This is a genomic window from Bacillus sp. EKM501B, from assembly GCF_011800505.1.
Classification (GTDB): domain Bacteria; phylum Bacillota; class Bacilli; order Bacillales; family Bacillaceae_G; genus Bacillus_A; species Bacillus_A cereus.
In genome coordinates this window covers 23678-44683 of the sequence record NZ_JAALFZ010000008.1, presented here as the reverse complement: position 1 = coordinate 44683, position 21006 = coordinate 23678, and the positions used below count along the sequence as shown (strand labels likewise).

Below are 21006 nucleotides of genomic sequence, written 5' to 3'. Positions count from 1 at the left end.
CTCAGTCTCCTGCATACAAGATTTTAAATAGCTCTTAAAATAAATCATCTACTTTTCACTTTGTACTTATTCGTAACATTGATATAATGGTGAGAACATAGTTTTCATTATATCACTCGAGGGGGCTTTCATAATGACATTAAATAAAGCACTTACTATCGCTGGTTCTGACACAAGTGGCGGTGCTGGTATACAAGCAGATTTAAAAACATTCCAAGAACTGGGCGTATACGGAATGACATCTCTTACAACAATCGTAACGATGGATCCACATAACGGTTGGGCACATAACGTATTTCCAATCCCAGCTTCTACATTAAAACCACAATTAGAAACAACAATTGAAGGTGTTGGCGTAGACGCTTTAAAAACAGGTATGCTTGGATCAGTAGAAATTATTGAAATGGTTGCAGAAACAATCGAAAAGCACAATTTCAAAAATGTAGTAGTTGACCCTGTTATGGTATGTAAAGGTGCTGATGAAGCATTACATCCTGAAACGAATGATTGCTTACGTGACGTTCTTGTTCCAAAGGCATTAGTTGTAACACCAAACTTATTTGAAGCTTACCAATTAAGTGGCGTAAAGATTAATTCTCTTGAAGACATGAAAGAAGCAGCGAAAAAGATCCATGCTTTAGGTGCGAAATACGTCCTAATTAAAGGCGGTAGCAAACTTGGTACGGAAACTGCAATCGACGTCCTATATGATGGAGAAACATTCGACCTTCTAGAATCAGAAAAAATTGATACGACAAATACACACGGCGCAGGTTGCACATATTCTGCTGCAATTACAGCAGAACTTGCAAAAGGAAAACCTGTGAAAGAAGCAGTAAAAACTGCTAAAGAATTCATCACAGCTGCTATTCGTTACTCATTCAAAATTAACGAATACGTAGGTCCAACTCACCATGGTGCATATCGTAAATTTGTTGTATCAAAAGAACTTGTCTAATATATAAATAAAAAACACTCACAAAGTTCATACATTGCCTCTGTGAGTGTTTTTTATAAGCTTTATGTCTTCTGGTCATCTTATCTTTAAGATACAGAGCTGACCTTATTCCTACCATTTCGTTTCGAGTAGTATAACGCATCATCCGCCGCTTGAATAAATTGCTCCGGTGATTCTTCATATTCTGAAACCCCCACCGAAACAGTAATTTTTATTTTCGTTTCATCTAACAATTGAAATGAGTGACTTTCAACAGCTGTACGAATTTGCTCGCCCGTAAGAATTCCGTAAGCTAATCCCTTATTCGGTATCAAAAGCGCAAACTCCTCTCCACCCTTTCGAAAAGCCAAATCTGGAAATTGTGAAGTTTCTCGTAAAATACATCCTACTTGTTTTAGCACTTCGTCCCCTGCAGGATGCCCGTACGTATCATTTACATACTTAAAGTGGTCAATATCTATAAGTAGTAAACAAAACGAATCATTTTTCATGTTCTTATTACTAATATGACGATTCATCTCTAAATCAAACTGTCTTACGTTTCCTAAACCTGTCAATGCATCTATCGTTGCGTATTGTTTCATCTTTTGAAATAACTCATTGGATTGTAAAACATAATTTGCACTTATGAATGTTATGTAACCTGTAATAATACTAGAAATTAAATATAATCCCACTATGTGGATCTCTTTAATTAACCATATATATAACGCTGGGATTAGAATAGATAAAATATATGTGTGTAACCATACCCACTTTCCCCCTAAAGAAAGCTTCATGCGCGAAATAAAGATACTCCCTATTCCTATCGCAATGATTGTATAAAAAGCCACTTGAGAAGCTAATGAATAATCCATAAACAACAGCCTAGTTACTAAAATCATACCAATTGTTATGGTACTCGCTATCGGTCCTCCAATAATAACAGCTAGAATAACAGCTAAGTAGCGTAAATCCAATAGAATGGTACCAACACGAACACTGAAATACATTAATACTATACCTAGTATCCCAGTAAAAATGCCTACTACACATTTCTGCCCAAAAGAGAATCCTTCTTTTAACGGCTTATCCCTTAAAAGCTGACCTCCAATAAAAATAAAGGAAAGAATAATTGTTGTATTTACAAATAAGTCCCTTAACATAAAATAATCTCCCTACTTTTCCATCTATCCCCTTCCTCACCTTATTGTATACGAAATACCTTTAATTCCCAAATATTTTGTTTATTTTTGCTGTTCCACGTGAAACAGCAAAAAAATAAAAAGGGCGAAAACTCGCCCTTTTTCATTAACAACAGCGTGATATTTTTCCACCCTTTGCATTAAACCTTGCTTCTTGTGCCTCAGCAAAAAATTGCTTTTGACATACAACCTCTTCTTCAGGATGATGCTTTTTCATATGCTCCACATATACTTCATAACTTGGTACCCCAACGAGCAAACTAATAAAGCGTTTTCTTTCACCCCATACTTGCCACAACTTTTTAAGCATAGTTCCTCGACTCACTTTCATCTCTAGGAATATATGGTGCCTCTTTTAACGGCATTGGCTTATTTCTTAATACTTGGATCCAAATTCGAAGTGCTGAAATTAACACAGCGATTACAACTATCATAAAAATTCCGCAAAGCGCTGCATCGATATAATCATTGAAAATAATTTGCTTCATTTGAGCAACATTTTTTGCTGGCGCTAACACTTTTCCCTCATCTAATGCTCCCTGAAATACCTTTGCATGCGATAGAAATCCAATTTTAGGATTTTCATGAAATAGCTTTTGATATCCCGCCGTCATCGTTACAATCAGCAACCCGACAGTTGGAATAAGTGTTACCCAAACGTACGCCTTTTTTCCCATTTTGAACAAAATTGTCGTTCCAAGTAATAATGCAATACCTGCTAGCATTTGATTTGCAATACCGAAAAGTGGCCATAATGTATTAATTCCACCGAGCGGATCTATTACCCCTTGGTATAAGAAATATCCCCACCCTAATACACATAATGTTGTAGCGATTACATTCGCTAATGTAGAATCCGTTTTCCCAAATGGCTTATATACATGCCCTAAAATATCTTGAATCATAAATCGGCCGACACGCGTTCCGGCATCAATTGTTGTTAAAATGAATAGAGCTTCAAAGAGAATCGCAAAATGATACCAAAATGCCATCATGGCCGTTCCACCTATTACTTGTGAGAAAATATATGCCATACCTATCGCTAATGTTGGCGCACCACCTGTACGTGATAAAATTGTTTGCTCTCCAACATTTACAGCGAGATCTTTTAGTTCATTTGGTGTAATAGCAAATCCCCATGAGGAAATAACTTGAGCTGCCTGCGAAACATCTGTACCGATAAGTGCTGCGGGGCTATTAATTGCAAAATACGTTCCCGGTGTTAATACACAAGCCGCAATCATCGCCATCGCTGCTACAAACGACTCCATTAACATTGCTCCATAACCGATTGGCTGTGCGTGTCCCTCTTGCTCGATCATCTTCGGCGTCGTACCTGATGAAACGAGAGCATGGAATCCAGACACTGCACCACAAGCAATAGTAATAAATAAGAACGGGAATAAGTTTCCAGAAAACACAGGACCAGTCCCATCAATAAATTTCGAAACTGCTGGCATTTGTAAATCTGGTGCTACAATTAAGATACCGATTGCTAACCCTACAATTGTTCCGACTTTTAAAAATGTACTTAAATAATCACGTGGTGCTAAAAGCATCCAAACTGGTAATGCCGATGCGATAAATCCATATACAATAAGCATAATAGCAATTGTTTCACCACTAAATGTGAGCATACTTGCAAGTGTTGGATTTTCTGCTACATACTGTCCTCCAACAAGAGATAAAATAAGTAGGATAATACCAATTACTGATCCTTCTCCAACACGACCAGGCCTAATATAGCGCATATAAACTCCCATTAGAATAGCGATAGGAATCGTTGCTGCTATCGTAAACATTCCCCAAGGACTTCCGATTAGTGCCTTTACTACGACTAACGCTAATACTGCTAATAAAATAATCATAATTCCTAAAATACCTATCATTGCAATTAGTCCTGTAACAGGTCCAATCTCATCCTTAATCATTTCTCCTAACGATTTACCATTACGTCTCATCGAAGCAAATAAAATGACAAAATCTTGGACAGCCCCCGCAACAACTACCCCAACAATAATCCAAATGGTTCCTGGTAAATATCCCATTTGTGCTGCTAAAATCGGTCCTACTAAAGGTCCCGCCCCAGCAATCGCTGCAAAGTGATGTCCAAACAATACCCACTTATTTGTTGGAACATAGTCTTTCCCATCGTTTAATGTATGGGCTGGTGTTTGCCGATTATCATCTAAATTAAAAACCTTTCTCGCTATAAATCTACTATAAAAGCGATAAGCAACTGCATATACACATACGGCAGCTACTAAGAGCCATACAGCATTAATGGTTTCACCTTGTGATAAAGCTACTACCCCAAAAGCACCTGCTCCTACTGCTGTAATAATGCCCCAAAGTAAGATCGATTTCAATGTCTTCACATACAATTCCCCCAATACTATTTCTTAGTGGAGATTGTACTAAATTTTCTGAATATTTAACTTGAATCCTCCCTATCATGAAGGATTTTCAGTTTATCATGTTAAAATACTCTCATTACCTACTATAATTCAATGTTATTTCGAAGGCGTTTTACATAATTACGACTGACTGGAATCGGTTGCTCATCATACCTATCTAAATACAAATTATACGTGCCATTATAATAAGGTTTCAGTTCTTTTACATATGACATATTAATTAAATAGCTTTTATGTACACGTAAAAAATCATATGCATTTAGCTTATTTTCTAATTCCTGAAGTGTATATGTTGAAATATACTGATTATTCGTTGTGTAAATTGAAACAGTTTTATTTTCTTTATTTTTACTTACATATACAATATCTTCTGGGAGAATATATCGTATACCCTCTTGACTTTCTATCGGTAGTTTCCGCAAATAACTCTTTGCTTTCTCACCTTGTTCTTTACCTATTTTATATAAAAGAAATTGTAAATCTTCTTCACGAAATGGTCGCAATAAATAATAAAATGCTTGGAAACGAAAAGCTGTAATAGATTCTTCTATGTTTTCACCTACAAAAATAAATTTTGTATAGCAATTTATTTCTCGTAATAAACTTGCATATTCAAAACCAGTACCATCTAGTAATTTGGAACTTAAAAAAACAAAGTCTGGTATATGTTTTTTCATCATAAATAAAGATTCTGTTCCTGTCTTTGCTTCAAAACATTCTACATTTCTCATATTTTCAGTGAAATTTTCAGCTAACTCTCTTCTCTCTTCTGCCTCTTCCATAATCAGTAAAATTTTCATTTCTTCAACCACCTAATTCTTTGTCCATATGTCCTGTTGTATACATTCGCTTTTATAAGAAATAATCCCTTTTTCTTACTATACCATTATTTATCTAAAAAAACAGAAAAAAGGAAACCACTTCGGTTTCCTCTCCCCTTTTATCCCGCACTAACTGCCTATAAAGATCCGAGTAGTGTAGGATAATAAACGGTCAGGGATACGTTCAAATTTTCACTTTATACTAATTCTCGTTGCTTCGTTTCCTGTCCAAGTATTATTACAGCGAATACACCAATTAAAATTGATCCACAAAAAATCGTAAATATTAATGATAGTGAAGCTTCTGAGGCAACTAAATATCCCACTAATAGTGGCCCAAGAATACCACCAATACGACCAAATGCCGCTGCCATTCCTGCACCTGTACCACGAATAACCGTTGGATACTGCTCAGGTGTATAGGCGTATAATGCTCCCCAAGCACCTAAGTTAAAGAAGGATAGTAACATACCTGCCACGATTAATACTGTTAATGAATCCGCAACCCCAAACAAATAAGCACTGCAAGCTGTCCCGATTAAATACGTAACCAAAACAAATTTACGACCGAGACGTTCAATAAACCAAGCAGCTGTGAAATATCCTGGAAGTTGAGCTAATGTCATAATAAGTACGTATTGGAAACTTTTTATTAAACTAAATCCTTTTAGCACCATTACACTCGGTAACCAAAGGAACATTCCATAATAGGAAAAAACAACACAAAACCATAGAATCCATAGCATAATTGTTGCTTTACGATATTCCCCAGACCAAACTGATTTTATATTTTCAATAACAGATGGCCTTTTTTCAACTTTTTGGAACCTTGGGGAATCCGGTAAATTCCATCTTAAATATAAAGCATATAATGCTGGAACTGCACTCAATACCATCGCAACTTCCCAACCATATTTAGGAATAACAAAATACGAGATAAGAGCTGCAATTAGCCATCCACCTGCCCAAAAACTTTCTAATAACACAACAATTTTCCCACGTTCATGCGCTTCAACACTCTCTGATACTAGTGTAGAGGCAACCGGAAGCTCTCCGCCAAGCCCCATACCAATTAAAAAGCGTAAAACGAGAAACATCGCAAGTGTTGTTGTTAATGCAGTTAAACCACTACCGATAGAAAATAATAATAATGTAATAATAAAGACTGATTTTCGCCCTATTTTATCTGATAGTATCCCAAAAATAAGCGCTCCTACTGCCATACCGATTGAGTTAATACTGCCTATCCAGCCCATTTCTTGCGTACTTAATCCCCAATCCTTTTGCAAGGCTACCATTACAAATGAAAGCATTCCAACATCCATTGCATCAAATAGCCATCCAAGCCCAGCTATACCTAGTAGTTTGCGCTTCGAAATTTCTTTAACCTTGCCCACTAGAAGTCCTCCTCACACAGGTGTCTTTACACATCATTTTACATGTGTGAATTGTATAAGTAAAATACTTTTGTGTAAAAAATTCTCCTTCATCATTCCCAAAAAGTAAAACGTCTATCCCGATTGGTGAGAGCTAATAATCTGTGGGGATGCCTCACTGATTAAAGTTTCAATTTATTAAAAATGAACAAATAAAAAAAGCAGCGATATTTCGCTACTTTTTCGAACGCATTACTTCTTTTAAAAATTCCGCTAATACTAACTGACGACGCCAGCGTGTTGGATTACTGCATAATCTATAAAACCACTCTAAATGAATCGCTTGAATCCATTTTGGTGCACGTTTTACCTCTCCAGCCCATACGTCTAAACTTCCACCTACTCCAACAGCCATTTTCGTTTCTAAACGATGCTTATTGTTTTGGATAAAGTTCTCTTGTCTCGGGAAACCAAGTGCAACAAGTAATAAATCTGGTTTTGCTTCTTGAATGCGAGAAATAATATTCTCTTCGTCTTCTTGTTTAAAATAACCATCTTGTATACCGGCGATGGATACAGCTGAATATGTCTTTGTTAAATGATCTGCTGCAGCTTGTACAACATGCGGCTTTGCACCTAATAAGAAAACAGATACCGGCTTACTATCTTCTGATAACTTCGCAAGTAAATTACACATTAAATCAAAACCTGCTACACGTTCTTTTAAAGGTGTACCAAGCATCCCGCTTGCCTTTACAACCCCAATACCATCAGGTGTAATTAAATCTGTATTCAATAATGTTTGATAGAACTTTTCATCCTTTTTTGCACACATAACAATTTCAGGGTTTGCTGTTACTACCTGAAACGTATGAGTTCGCTCCGCTTCTAGTTGTTCTTTTAAATATTGGACCGTTTCATCCATTGTCATTGTAGAAAAAGGAACGCCTAGAATATCAACTGTTTGTACTGCCATAGTTAACTATCCTCTCTATCATTACAAGTTTTTCGCTATTAATTGCTTATATGTTTCCTTTGTATCTTCATATAGTTTCTGAAGTGAGAAGTTCATAGTAGCATGCTCATAAATATGTTTACCCATTGCTGCTAACTCTCCAGTTTTCCACTTATCATACGCTTCTTCTAAAGCTAATGCTAATGCCTTTCCATCACCTGTTGGCACAATCCATCCGTAAGTTTCATCTACGATTAATGGTTCAATTTCTCCAGCCCTAGTCACAATTGATGGTACGCGTTGATTTGCCGCTTCTAATAAAACTAGTGGGAACCCTTCACTATGGGAAGTTAATAAATTTATATGTGACGACGCAAATAATTGTTTTACATCTTGACGATGTCCTAAAAACTCTACTTTATCGTTAATCCCTTTTTCAGTAGCTAATGACTTTAGATTTTCTTCTAATGGGCCATCGCCAACTAATAATACTTTAATTTTCTCTAATTTTGTTTGTTGTAACGCATCGAATAAAACTTCATGTCCTTTGACAGGATGTAATCGTGCTACTTGGATTGCCGTAAATACATCTTCATCAATATTGAACATTTCTTTTTTATTATAGCCTTCTGCTTTTTCCTTATCGTATTCAATTCCATTATAAATAACATGCATCTTTTCATTTGAAATACCTAATGCTGCCAGGCTTTTTTTCAATCTATTTGTTACAACGAAAAATAAGTCTATATTTTTTAAGGCTTTCAAATTTAATTTCGTAAAAATCCAACCTTTTAAGCCCTGTTTAGTAAAGTCTTGAAATGGATCACTATGAATAGTCGTTACCCATTTTGCCTTTATTCTCTTTTTCATTAAAGAAACATAGAAATTAGCCCTAGGGCCATGTGTATGAACTACATCAAATTTTTCTTTATTAATAAATTCACTTATATTCTTTAAAATGGATAAATCATAGCGCGATTTTTGTGAAAACACATGGACTTTTATCCCTAACTCCCTTGCTTCCTTCGCAACAATTCCATCTTCAAATACTGCTAATTCTACTTCACCAGTTGGAAACTGATCGAGAAGTGAAATAATATGTGTTTTCCCTCCTCCATCTTCTGCTCCTGCATTCATATGCAATATTTTCATATTTTTTCCTCCTTTAAATCCTCGCTACGTTTCCATCTATTTTTATTTTACTGTACTAAAAAATAAAAGCTAACAAAAGTTAGCTTTTATTTTTATCATTCAATTTCTAGGTCTACTATTAGATAAGCTAACACCACTACAAAGTAAATCCCAACTCCTGGTGCTGTTAAAATATGTCCTGCAATATAAGCAATACCTAACGCTAACAATAAGCTTGCTGAAATCATTCCATATTTTATATTAAATATGTCCTTAAATCTCGTAGCAAATGCTAGTAGAATTCTTAGCCCGTAATAAATAAATGGAATCATTAGTAATACAAAGCCAATAATCCCGAAATCATAAAACCAATCATGGAAGTCCATTTCAATTAGTTTTGGATCTGGCTGCTTTTGTTCATTGTATTTAAAGTTACCTGCATAACCCATTCCTAATAACTTTTGTGACATTGGCGCTTCTTTAAAGAACTGCTTATGTCTTTCTTCATATACTTGACGTCCACTGAAAATAAGATTTTCTTGATTTTCTTTCTTTTGCTCTTTCTCAAGCTCTTTCTTAACTTCCTCTTCTATCTTCGCCTTTTCTTCTGGCTTTTCAACTTTATGATGATTTTCTTCTTTTGCTTTAAGTTCTTGCTCTTTTTTCAGCTTCTCTTTAATTTCTTTTTCTTTTTGACCTTGCTGCGCCACATTTTGCTCTGATAAATAATTATTGTGAATACCCATATTTTGTGCTAATGGCGTTTGTTTAAACGTTCCGACTACACCAGCTAATAGGACAATAGCAATTACTGCATTAAGTGCAAGGGATTTTTTGTTCGGATTTTTTCTATCAAATAATAATTGTAGTAAAATAATCCCGATTGCTGCCACTAACGTAGCACCAATTGAGCCCATTCCTACTTTTGTACCAACTTGAATTAGCGAATAAATCATTAAAAGTGATGGAATCCAATATAGAATGTGTTTCCAGCTCTTTGTTTTTTGAATAGAATATAGTACTACAATAGGGAAAATAATAGCTAAGATTGAACCTAGTTCATTCCCTGCATAGAACCAACCTCGAGAACCAACCTTCATCCATTCATAACTACCAAAGTCAGTAGATGTTGAAATAGAAATAACCATAATTGCGTTAATGATTAATGTAGAATATACAATACTATTTCGAACCTTATCACTAATATTAACTGTCTTTTTCAATGATTTTAAAGCTAAAATGTATGATCCCAGCATGATATATATATATAATGCTTTCGCAACGAATTTAACCTCTTCACTAAGTACAATAGGATCCTTAACTAGTTTGTTATTAATAAATCCTATCCCTAAAACTCCGGCTAACAATATAAGATAAATTAAAAACTTTCTATTTTCCTTCTCTTTTGCCTGAATTAAAATGTAAATACCACCAACAGCCATAATAAGGAATCTTACTAAAATTCCAACGGTAGCATTTGACTTTAATAAAGTGATGCTAAGAGACGTTAATAAATCTAAAACAGGCTGTAAAATAATAAAAAAGAGCAAAAAATGCTCAAATCTAACCCTAGCTTGATTTGCTAACATTCCAAGACCTCCATACAAAATCTTAACATTATCTTTTAATCATAATTTTTTATCATTCAAACACACCTAGCAATTATAACATAACTCATATTCAAATCGAGAACTATTTTTCCAGCTAAAACTAGCCAGGACAAGTATTAATCAGTAATAGAAATTATCGTCCTTTAGCTATACTCCCCTATTTTTATAAAATCTATCTAACAACCACCCCCTTATTTTTGTCAGTATATAAATATTTTTTCATCATTTTATACAAATATAAATAACCTACCTATAATTGTAATGTTTTAACAAATAAACAACATCAAAAAATGTAAAATTAATCTTTTCATATCTTTTTCAAATTACTTTATGGCTATTTTCCAAACATTTTCAAACGCTTTCTTTATGAATTTTATCCGTTTTTCTACATGTAGCGAAAAGTAATTGTTATTTCCAATACTTTAGTGTATATTTTTTCTCTGGAACATCTTTAAGAGGAAGGGATTAAGGCCATGTTATTAATCGATATATTTACGTTTCTTGGCATTATCGCCGCTGCCATTTCTGGTACATTAGTTGGTTTAAAAAAAGATTTAGATTTATTTGGTGTCCTTTGTTTAGCTGTAGCTACTGCGCTCGGCGGCGGTATTATTCGTGATATCATGATTGGTAACCTGCCCCCTGTCGCATTTGTAAAACCCATTTACTTTTTCGTAAGTGTATTATCAGCATTATTTACTTGTATGTTTTTTGAGCGCATCAATAAACTTCAAGTCGTTATTATGCTTTCTGATGCTGTTGGCTTAGGTGTTTTTACAGCTATTGGTGCAAATGCGGCAATGTCACATCATGTTGACGCCTCATTTCTAGTTGTTTCAATGGGAGTCATTACAGGTATTGGAGGCGGTATTTTGCGTGACATTTGTGCTCAAGATATCCCTTACGTATTCCGAAAAGAGATTTACGCAATCGCTTCTATCTTAGGAGCAATTAGCTTCCTAATCACACACGCTATGGGGGCGCACGTGTTAGCTTTCTATGTTTGTTTATTAGTAACATTCATTATTCGTGTCGTCACTGTAATATATAATGTTCATTTCCCTGTTTTCTTTAAAACACATGCTAAAATTAATAAAGGCCATTAAGAGAATTCTAGATAGAATTCTCTTAATTTATATACTATTCAACGAACTAATATAGAGTAATTATATATAAGCATATATAATTACTCTATATTAGTTTTAAAATTGAAAACGTTTTATATACAGGGGGAAGAATGATGCTTGGGGTTTTCAAAAAAAATATTAATAAAACAAATGCCAGTATAATCGAATTAAGTAAGGACCAACAAATAACTTTTAATGTCCCTACTAATTCTGAATTAAAAATTCAAATGGATATGCTACATATTTCAAAAGAAGATTTACAAGTTGTAAAAGTACTACAGCCTTTTATTTATGCAGAAATTGATTGGATTACTGAAAAATTCTATGCCAACATTACAAAACAACCTAATTTAATTACTATTATTGAACGTTACAGCTCTATTCCAAAACTAAAACAAACTTTAAAAACACATATTAAAGAATTATTCAGCGGCAATATGCATGAAGATTTTATTGAACAGCGTGTTAGGATTGCCAAAAGGCATGTACAAATTGGTTTACATCGAAAATGGTATACTGCTGCTTATCAAGAATTGTTCCGCTCTATCATGAAGATTTTGCAAACAAAAATAACAACAATCGATGATTTTTCCTATTCTATAAATGTTATAAATAAATTATTTACTCTTGAACAAGAACTTGTTCTTGCAGCTTATGAATCTGAATATGAAAGAATGCAAAAAGAGCATGAGAAAGAAAAAGAACTAACTGCTATGACAATTACGCATATCGCAACAGAACTAGCTGCTGTATCTGAAAAAACAAGCTCTTCTATTCAAAAACTAACCGCCAAATCTGAAACTATTGTAGAGATTGCTAAAACAGGTACATCATTAGCTACAACATCTGAAGAAAAAGCCAATAAAGGGAAAGAACAATTAAACCAGCAAAACAAACGAATGGGATCTATTCAAATGAATATGGAAACGATTATTACAGATACTCATGAACTCCTTAATATTTCTAACAAAATTAATGAAATCATAGATATTGTTAAATCGATTGCGGAGCAAACCAATTTACTCGCACTAAATGCAGCTATCGAGTCTGCACGTGCTGGAGAATTTGGGAAGGGGTTTTCTGTTGTTGCTGGTGAAATTCGAAAATTATCAGAGCAAACGAAAGAATCTATATTTAACGTTACAAAGCTCGTTGAAAAAACAAATGAACAAATTACCCGTGTCTCGTCTTCCGTGAAACAAATTAGCTCTCTCGTATCGGAAGGAACGGATAGTATGTCAGCAACAGATCGATACTTCCAAGAAATTGTAAAAGATATGTCTAACTCAAAAGAACAGAATAAGAAAATTGAACACGAGCTACAAGCTATTTCACAAGTAATGAAAGGAATTCAAGATGATTCCTCACAAATGGCTCTAACAGCCGATAATTTACAACTAGAACTAAATCGATAAGATAAAGTGAAACTTTAATCAACGGGGGTTTTGTTCATCCCCCGTTGATTATCAGCCCTCACCAATCGGGCTTTTACGGGCAGCCCGCCCCCCACCTAACTTCTTTGCTTTCGCTGATTTTGAAGTGGGGGTCTTACTGCCTGGAAAATAGCGGGATCAAATTCAAGTCAGGCATACTTTTCATCTGCACTGACTACTAAATTTCATCTTCCATCAAAAAAAGAATCCAGAATGGATTCTTTTTATTTTCTGAAAAATATTTTTTGACAATACACATAACTCATATAAACACCAAAGCTCTGCAAAATGAACAATGCCGGCATAATTACATTGTAATATGCCATATCTACTTGAAAGAGCTTTAACAATACGTAGCCACTAATTAAAAATAAGAACAACATATATCCCTCATTTTGTTGTTTCTTAATAAGGAAGTGTAATAGAGCTATAGTCATAAACAATGTTACGGCTATATATATCAGTTTTTCACATTTGAAAAGAATAGAATTTACCCCTTCATCTGAAAACTGATTTATCATCGGCTCTAAAAGTTTAAATCTTTCTCCCTCAATCTCTTTTAACTTTTGATCAATATGCTCTGTTACACTTTGATTTTTCGATATTTTTTCTTCATGTTGCGTCTTTCCAATTAAAACAGATTGAACATACGTCTCATTTGAAATCGTATATTGTGACAATCCCATTGCCTTAATTCCATAATTCACACTAAAATGGGCACTATAAAATAGAATAAGTATCCCTATCATTTTTAGTAACACCTTTTGTTTCGTTGCTGATTGAAATACTTCGATTAATAATACATATACCGTAATAAAAATAGGAAGAAATAATCCCATTGGGAAAACCATATTACTAAATGCAAATAAAATCGCTGAAAACACCCACATATAAGGATGATCTAATCCTTTATATAAAAGTATGTAACAAGCAAAATAAAATAAAAATATTGCAAGTGATTCAGGAGTTAATACGGAACTCATGAATATATTTGGAATATACAGAGCATAAAAGATAGAAGCAATACGACCGCATTCTTCTCCAAAAACCATTCCCGCAATACGATAAATAAATAATGCTGTTCCTGTGCAAAATAGCACATTAAATAGTTGTAAAGCGAATAATGAATCACCAAATATACGAATAATTACCGACTCATATATAATAAAAGGCAAATGAGTTACAGTCCCTATATTATTACCAATTGCAATCTGCTTTGCAGACTCATACATCACTTTCATATCACCAATTATTGGAGCATCTACAAATAACAGCATACTAACCCTCACAACTATAGATATACTTATAAGAAAAATAAGAAATTGTTTATCTGTAAAACGATATTGTAGAATTGATGCCACTAACAAAATAAGTATGACGAAAATTGCTAATATGATTGTTACACTTGTTGTACTTCCTCCAAAAAATTGCTTACTTGTCTCAAATGCTGCCCAACAACTATAAACAAAAAATGCGAGCATCGCACCGATTGTAATTTTATTGAAGAAAGATGAAAAATTTGTTTGTATATGATTCATATGTCCATTGCACCTCTATTTCCATTCATAACAAAACGATTCTATCATGAATGGGGACACGGCTGATAGGGAATTTCTATGACAAATACATAGTCATTACTTTTTACTTGCAATGTAAGCGAATCCTCTTTTACACTACATTTTAGATAAAATAAATTTTCTTTCAGTTACATGAATACAAATACAGAAGTTTAAATAATCCTCTTTTGGAATACACTTTACTTCATTAAATATCTAATATGAGTAATCTGCTTACACATATTATTCTGATTGAAAACAGACTATAGGGGCTGAATATATGGAAAAGAAATTCATGCGAGAATCTAAAGCAATTAAGACAACACGTGTTTTTCCTAACGATTTAAATAATCACCAAACACTTTTTGGAGGGAAATTATTAGCAGAAATTGATAGTATTGCTTCAATTGCGGCTGCAAGACATAGTCGTAAACATTGCGTAACAGCATCTATTGATTCAGTTGATTTTTTAACTCCAATTCACCAAGCTGATTCTGTTTGTTATGAAGCATTTGTATGTTATACAGGGAAATCTTCAATGGAAGTTTTCGTAAAAGTAATCGCAGAAAACTTATTAGCAGGCGAGCGTAGAATTGCTGCTACTTGCTTCATTACATTTGTGGCAATAAAAGATGGAAAACCTTCATCCGTACCACAAGTACTTCCTGAAACTGAAGAAGAACATTGGTTACACACAACCGGTTTAGAACGCGCGGAAAACCGAAAAAAGGGACGTTTAAAAAGTAAAGAGATGGCTGAAGTTTTAACTTTAAGTAAGCCATGGAATATATAATACGATACTCTCACTTCATACATGCACAGGTTTATTTCATCCTTGCATGTATTTTTTATTGTAAAAAATTCCACCTCTTATCTTTTATTTACTGTTTGTCTCCTAAAATAATCCACCAGTTTTTCCTTTATTTTGCTATACTATTAATGGTATATTAGATAAGGTTCGTTTAAAAATAACTATAATATAATTAAGTATATAAGGGATGGTGCGATAATGTCTATTGAGGTACCAATTTCAATACCAAAAACGTTAATTATTATTCCTGCGTATAACGAGGAAGAAGCAATTGCAGATACATTAACAAGATTATTAAAACTAAAACAGCATTTTACAGAATTAAGCATTTGCGTTATTAATGATGGATCACATGATAAAACAGCTCAAATCGTAAATGATTTTCCTGTTCACCTTGTGAACTTACCATATAACCTAGGTATTGGCTCAGCTGTACAAACTGGTTATAAATACGCTTATGAGAATGGATATGATATTGCGATTCAGTTCGATGCTGATGGGCAACATAATCCTGATGATTTGTACAAAATTATAAAACCTATTGCTGAAGACCAATGCGATATGGTGCTAGGTTCACGTTTTACAGAGAAAACAGCCTATAAAGGTAGTATTTCTAGAAGAATTGGTATTTTTTATTTTACTGCTCTACTGAAAGTACTAACAAAACAAACCTTTATGGATCCAACTTCTGGGTATCGTGCTATCAATAGAGAAGTAATTAAGATTTTTGCACATAATTATCCAAAAGATTATCCAGAACCAGAAGTCCTTATTCATTTAAAAAAGAAAAAATTACGCATTAATGAAATATCCGTAAATATGCAAGAGCGTCAAGGGGGACAATCTTCTATCACACCTCTTAAATCTGCATATTACATGATTAAAGTAAGCCTTGCTATATTGATGCAAAAAATTGTGAAAGGTTGATAATAAATGCCTATAATTACCTTTTCATTTATCTTCATTCTATTATTATTTTTATTAATTATTAATTCCATTCGTCGTGGAGCTTTAGAAACTAAATATGCTATTTTATGGATTTTTGTTTGTGTTGCAATGGCTATTTTAAGTTCTACTGAAAAAATTATAAATTGGATTGGCCAACTATTACACGTAGAATATCCTCCATCTGTTTTATTCTTATTTGGACTATTATTCTGTTTCATATTAATTTTTGACTTAACAAGAAAAATTTCTAAATTACATCATCAACTTGTAACGTTAACGCAAGATTATGCGTTATTAAAGCAAAAATTAAAAGTAACGCAACCTGAAACCGATAAAGAATAGTTTTCTATTTAAATATGAATATATACAAAAAAACATCTTAATTTTTTAAAAAAATTAAGATGTTTTTTATTGCAAACTATTTTTTTCTAATTAATAATTTACTAATTTTCATAACAGTTGCCACGGTCCCAACTCCAATTATAATAAATAAGAATGGTATTAACGGTAATGCATATCGTTCATATGCAACATAAAAACATGTTAAAGCTGTTTGCAATAAAAGGATTGACCATAAAAATGTAGTCTCTCTCCACCTTTTTAAAAGGAAAATAAATGAAAGTACTGTACATATTAAAAACGTCGTCTTAATAAAATTATATATTTCATTCATATCCTTTGCAGAAACATTGAATACTTCAATATTATGCTCTATAGAATAATACGGTTTTTTCCAAAGAATTTCTGGCTTCAAAACTAAATAACTCTCTATCATAGATTCCTTATCAGTTTTCCACCATTCCTTCATTTTATCAATCGCTATTTTTTCTTCTAATTCCATAAATTCATGTGCTTCAAGATTAGGGTATTTTGCATGTAACTCTATTTCAAGTTCCCCCATATCCTTACCTTCTGGGTAACCTTTCCCTTGATACGTTCCAAGTAATAACGGATTCCCTGCCCCAGCAGTTAGTGGGATAAATTTATCAAATTGAATGTAATTGCGAGCCCACCATGGTCCAAGTACGATAAGTCCTATTCCTATGCTTATAATCGCTTGCTTCATCATAATACGGAATGGGTAGCGTTTCATTAAAAGATACCCAAATAGTAAGATTGGATATAAGGCAATTTGTACACGGAGGTACAGTGCTAAAAAGTAGAAAATTAATACAATCAGAAGATGTTTCGTTTTATGAGTATCAGCTAATTTTAAACTCCAATATACTAATCCTAATGAAAGGAATAGAAACGGTCCTTCTGTTAAAGTTAAATTTTCCATAACAATCTCTGGAGGATACACAGCTAATAAGAAAGCACCTATTAATCCTGCAGCAGAATTCAATAAATAAGTACCAATCTTATAAGTTAGCAAAATACTAAGTACCCCTAATAGGATAATAATTAATTTTGCTACAAAAAGACCTTCACTGCCATTTCCAAAAAAATAAAATACAACAGCTAATAAAGCTGGAAAACCCGGCATAATATGAATCGTTGGTTTATCTGGTTCATGATATGTTAACATCCCTGTTTCCAATAAAATATTTGCCGTTTTTTGATAACCTATATCATCGCTAGCTATAGATAGATCTGCACCATGTGTTTGTAAAGTTGCAAAACGAAGTGCAAAACCGACTATCATAATAATCCCTAAAAGGATTATATTAGATTTGCGAGTAAATCGCCCTAACATCTCATCTTCTCCCTTCAGATACATAATTTTCAAAATATATTTCTATATTTTTACAACACAATACGTTCTATAATAAATACTTTTTATACAAAGTACAACAATAGAAAGTTGATTTACAAAGTTTATATGCGTTAAACTTATACAGATGTTCTTGTAATCTTCTTCCTTCCAAAAGGCTTGTATATATGATGCAAGACATAAAAAACTTGAGGAGATAAAAATTCTATGATGGAACAAAAGCAACTTGTTTCTGTTGTCATACCCCTGTATAACACGGAAAAATATATTGAAGAAACGATGCAGTCAATACTAGATCAAACATATAAAAACATTGAAATTGTAATTGTAGATGATGGAAGTAAAGATCAATCACCTTCTATTGTGAAAAACCTTGCTGAAAAATACCCAGGGCAAGTAAAATACGTTCATCAAAAAAACCAAGGTGTTTCGGTAGCCCGTAATACAGGTATCGAAAATGCTAGCGGAGAATATATCGCTTTCCTTGATAGTGACGACTTATGGCATCCAACTAAAATTGAGAAACAAATCGAGAGTATGCATAAAAACAACATGGACGCGTGCTATTGTGGTTATATGAATTTCTACGAAGAAACAGGCGAAAAGCTTGAGCATACAACAAACTTTATTAAAGGTGATATGGCAAAAGCATTCCTAACACATCAAGTTGTTGCTCAAACAAGTACTTGGATTTTCAAACGATCCATCGTAATGGATCATAACATTCGTTTTACACCAGGATGTAGTTGGGGAGAAGATTTAGAGTTTTTATTTAAACTTATGAGTTTGACAAATGTATGTTATGTCGATGAATACTTAACTTATTATAGAATCTTATCAGAAGGAAATCTTTCTTCTAAGTATAAAGATTATGAATTAAAAACAACAAAAGAGCTAGAAGTATTCAATCGTATGAAAGATTGGGTACATAATAAATCTCAAGACTTCATTACGAAAGACCCTCAGTCACTGATTGAGATTCTTGAGACTTATTTATTCCCTTATACAGTCATCAATAACGCTTGTATATATATTAAAGAAAACTCTCGATTAGATAAATCACAAGTTCAATTAATCAAAAAAGATATAAGGAAATATTGCCGTAAAATCTATTCAAAGAATGGAAAGCGTAGTAAAAAACTATATGCAATGCTTTGGTTTGTACGAATTAAATTTCTGTTTTCTTAAACTGAAAATATAACGATACTCTCTCTTTCTGTGAACAAATTAAATTTACAAATAGGACAAACTAACCGGGTCCTAAAGAATAGAAAGGTCTTTTCTCATGAAAACAAATAAAATTCTAAAAAACGCATCCTACCTCTTTGTAGGAAACATTACTGTCCGCTTTGTACTGGCTATTGCAACAATTTTCTTTGCAAGATATGTTTCTCCAAGTGATTACGGTATGTTTACAACTGCGTTAGCAGTTTCAGCTGTTATTTGTTACTTTACAGATGCAGGTTTAACACATACGTTTATGCGTGAAGGAACGAGAAGCGATGCTAATATTAGTGTGCTAATAAGTAGTTATTTACGTATTCGTTTAATATTAGCTATCGTAATTTCTGTACTTTTCGCTATTTTTGCCCAGTTCTTCTATCCCGATGCTTACTTACGTGCGATGGTATATTGGGTTGTCCTACCAACAATGTTCGGAGCAACCTTACAAGGTGTTGGTATGGCTTACTTCCAAGTAACAGAACGCATGCAATTTACAGCTATTATTTCTGTACTACAAGGTGTAACAGCTGCTGCTGCCCTATTACTAGGGATGTCTTTCCAATGGTCACTTATGATGGTTGCTGCCATGTACGGGGTATCTAGTCTTGTAACAGGTGTTATCGCCTTTATAATGACAATACGTTACACGAAAGTCCATAAGGGTTGGGATAAAGGCATTTTAGATCAACTACTTATTTTCACGATCAACGGAATCATTATTATGCTCTTACCACAATTGGGCCCTATTATATTAGAAAAGGTTTCAACATATAAGCAAGTTGGATTCTTTGGTGCTGCATCTAAAATACCTGCTGTACTATATCAAATACCTGGAGTAATTGCAGCTGCTTTTTATCCAAGACTTTTTGCTTTTGGTAATGAGAAAAATATTGAAGAACATAGAAAATTATCAAGTTTTGAATTAAAACTTATGTCTTTTTTAGGAATGGGAATTTCTATCCCCTTTATTGCTGATCCAAGTTTCTGGATTGTTAGTTTATTAGGAGAAAAATACGCTCCCGCTGGTGACGCTCTTGCTATTCTAGCGTTTATGGTTATTTTACAATCAATTAACTATCCACTAGCTGATAATTTAACAACGATTGGCCAGCAATGGAAACGTGCAACAACAATGACTATTGGATTAGTTGTTGCCATCATAGGTTATATTGTATTAGGTAGTAAATATGGAATGATGGGGGCAGCTGCCGCAGCCATCATTACCGAAATTACACTATTAATTGGATTTACCCTCTTTATTCGTAAAGGCATGCAATTATTAGTTAAAGGAATTATATTTAATTCCTTAGCCTTTATTATTAGTTACGGTATATACCGAATTGCATTAATCAACTTACCACCATTAGTTGCTTTAACTCTTACTGGTATACTATACGGTATAATCGGAATTGTAATTGATCCTCAAATACGTGGATTCGTTTTAGAATTTATAAAACAAAAGCTTATTCGCAAACATGCTTAAAAGCAAAAAGCTTTTCCTATTTAAAAATGGAAAAGCTTTTTGCTTTTTTATATACCATCATTTTTCTTCAGTAAAAAAATGCTATATATTCCAGCTCAAATTGACTTACTTTCTGAAAATGCCTTATACTAAATTACATGTAAACTATGAACTTCAACGCTTGTAAAAATATATATGCTTCAACAAAAATATATATTTTCTCATGTTAAAACTAAAGAACACACCTTTAAAAATTGGTGTGTTTTTATATGCTACCTA

General features: G+C 33.5%; 18 protein-coding genes and 1 pseudogene. 9 read left to right on the top strand and 10 right to left on the bottom strand.

Features of this window, described 5'->3' with window-relative positions; all coding sequences use genetic code 11:
• The first annotated feature begins 133 nt into the window (after positions 1-133).
• The gene (pdxK, locus tag HFD78_RS16470) at positions 134-958 is read left to right on the top strand and encodes a pyridoxine/pyridoxal/pyridoxamine kinase (protein ID WP_000174252.1); all 825 of its coding nucleotides are present in this window, start codon (positions 134-136) and stop codon (positions 956-958) included.
• Positions 959-1044: 86 nt separating this feature from the next.
• Here pdxK and HFD78_RS16465 read toward each other — a convergent pair whose 3' ends face one another.
• The 8 genes from HFD78_RS16465 to HFD78_RS16430 all read right to left on the bottom strand — a co-directional run bounded on the left by HFD78_RS16465 (position 1045) and on the right by HFD78_RS16430 (position 10431).
• A complete protein-coding gene (locus HFD78_RS16465; protein WP_000942900.1) occupies positions 1045-2103 on the bottom strand; it encodes a GGDEF domain-containing protein in 1059 nt (352 codons plus the stop codon).
• A 145-nt stretch (positions 2104-2248) separates the two neighbouring features.
• Complete coding sequence (locus HFD78_RS16460) at positions 2249-2452, bottom strand: YbdD/YjiX family protein (protein WP_000914504.1); 204 nt, start codon at positions 2450-2452, stop codon at positions 2249-2251.
• A complete protein-coding gene (gene cstA, locus HFD78_RS16455; protein ID WP_098582207.1) occupies positions 2445-4520 on the bottom strand; it encodes a carbon starvation protein CstA in 2076 nt (691 codons plus the stop codon). The genes HFD78_RS16460 and cstA overlap by 8 nt, the downstream gene beginning before the upstream one ends.
• 122 nt (positions 4521-4642) lie before the next feature.
• Positions 4643-5359: a LytR/AlgR family response regulator transcription factor gene (locus tag HFD78_RS16450; protein ID WP_000698256.1), complete on the bottom strand. Its 717-nt coding sequence runs from the start codon at positions 5357-5359 to the stop codon at positions 4643-4645.
• Between the two features lie 218 nt (positions 5360-5577).
• Entirely contained in the window at positions 5578-6777 is a 1200-nt protein-coding gene (locus HFD78_RS16445) for an MFS transporter (RefSeq protein WP_000521077.1), read from the bottom strand.
• 214 nt (positions 6778-6991) lie between these two features.
• Positions 6992-7732 carry a WecB/TagA/CpsF family glycosyltransferase gene (locus tag HFD78_RS16440; protein WP_000290748.1) on the bottom strand — a complete coding sequence of 247 codons (741 nt, stop codon included), beginning with the start codon at positions 7730-7732 and terminating at the stop codon, positions 6992-6994.
• 21 nt (positions 7733-7753) lie between these two features.
• Complete coding sequence (locus tag HFD78_RS16435) at positions 7754-8863, bottom strand: glycosyltransferase family 4 protein (RefSeq protein ID WP_061655692.1); 1110 nt, start codon at positions 8861-8863, stop codon at positions 7754-7756.
• Positions 8864-8958: 95 nt separating this feature from the next.
• A complete protein-coding gene (locus HFD78_RS16430) occupies positions 8959-10431 on the bottom strand; it encodes an O-antigen ligase family protein (protein ID WP_061655693.1) in 1473 nt (490 codons plus the stop codon).
• Between the two features lie 494 nt (positions 10432-10925).
• Between HFD78_RS16430 and HFD78_RS16425 the strand changes: the two genes are divergently transcribed.
• The 3 genes and pseudogenes from HFD78_RS16425 to HFD78_RS30100 all read left to right on the top strand — a co-directional run bounded on the left by HFD78_RS16425 (position 10926) and on the right by HFD78_RS30100 (position 12994).
• The gene (locus tag HFD78_RS16425; protein WP_000924369.1) at positions 10926-11558 is read left to right on the top strand and encodes a trimeric intracellular cation channel family protein; all 633 of its coding nucleotides are present in this window, start codon (positions 10926-10928) and stop codon (positions 11556-11558) included.
• Positions 11559-11689: 131 nt separating this feature from the next.
• Positions 11690-12238 (top strand): annotated as a pseudogene (locus HFD78_RS30105) (protoglobin family protein); the annotation flags it as partial.
• 15 nt (positions 12239-12253) lie between these two features.
• Positions 12254-12994, top strand: a complete 741-nt coding sequence (locus tag HFD78_RS30100) for a methyl-accepting chemotaxis protein (RefSeq protein ID WP_370512974.1) — start codon at positions 12254-12256, stop codon at positions 12992-12994.
• Between the two features lie 242 nt (positions 12995-13236).
• Here HFD78_RS30100 and HFD78_RS16415 read toward each other — a convergent pair whose 3' ends face one another.
• A complete protein-coding gene (locus HFD78_RS16415) occupies positions 13237-14550 on the bottom strand; it encodes an ArnT family glycosyltransferase (RefSeq protein ID WP_061655694.1) in 1314 nt (437 codons plus the stop codon).
• A 298-nt stretch (positions 14551-14848) separates the two neighbouring features.
• Between HFD78_RS16415 and HFD78_RS16410 the strand changes: the two genes are divergently transcribed.
• The 3 genes from HFD78_RS16410 (at position 14849) to HFD78_RS16400 (ending at position 16669) form a co-directional block, all read left to right on the top strand.
• Positions 14849-15361, top strand: coding sequence for an acyl-CoA thioesterase (locus HFD78_RS16410; RefSeq protein WP_000412120.1), 513 nt, complete (start codon positions 14849-14851; stop codon positions 15359-15361).
• 216 nt (positions 15362-15577) lie between these two features.
• Positions 15578-16306: a glycosyltransferase family 2 protein gene (locus HFD78_RS16405; protein ID WP_000021476.1), complete on the top strand. Its 729-nt coding sequence runs from the start codon at positions 15578-15580 to the stop codon at positions 16304-16306.
• 6 nt (positions 16307-16312) lie between these two features.
• Complete coding sequence (locus HFD78_RS16400; RefSeq protein WP_001121767.1) at positions 16313-16669, top strand: DUF2304 domain-containing protein; 357 nt, start codon at positions 16313-16315, stop codon at positions 16667-16669.
• A 76-nt stretch (positions 16670-16745) separates the two neighbouring features.
• Here the strand turns inward: HFD78_RS16400 and HFD78_RS16395 are convergent, their stop codons facing one another.
• The gene (locus HFD78_RS16395; RefSeq protein ID WP_000901470.1) at positions 16746-18023 is read right to left on the bottom strand and encodes a glycosyltransferase family 39 protein; all 1278 of its coding nucleotides are present in this window, start codon (positions 18021-18023) and stop codon (positions 16746-16748) included.
• Between the two features lie 225 nt (positions 18024-18248).
• Between HFD78_RS16395 and HFD78_RS16390 the strand changes: the two genes are divergently transcribed.
• Entirely contained in the window at positions 18249-19229 is a 981-nt protein-coding gene (locus HFD78_RS16390) for a glycosyltransferase family 2 protein (protein ID WP_000970519.1), read from the top strand.
• 97 nt (positions 19230-19326) lie between these two features.
• Positions 19327-20748, top strand: coding sequence for an oligosaccharide flippase family protein (locus HFD78_RS16385; RefSeq protein WP_000856128.1), 1422 nt, complete (start codon positions 19327-19329; stop codon positions 20746-20748).
• Positions 20749-21006: the final 258 nt, after the last annotated feature.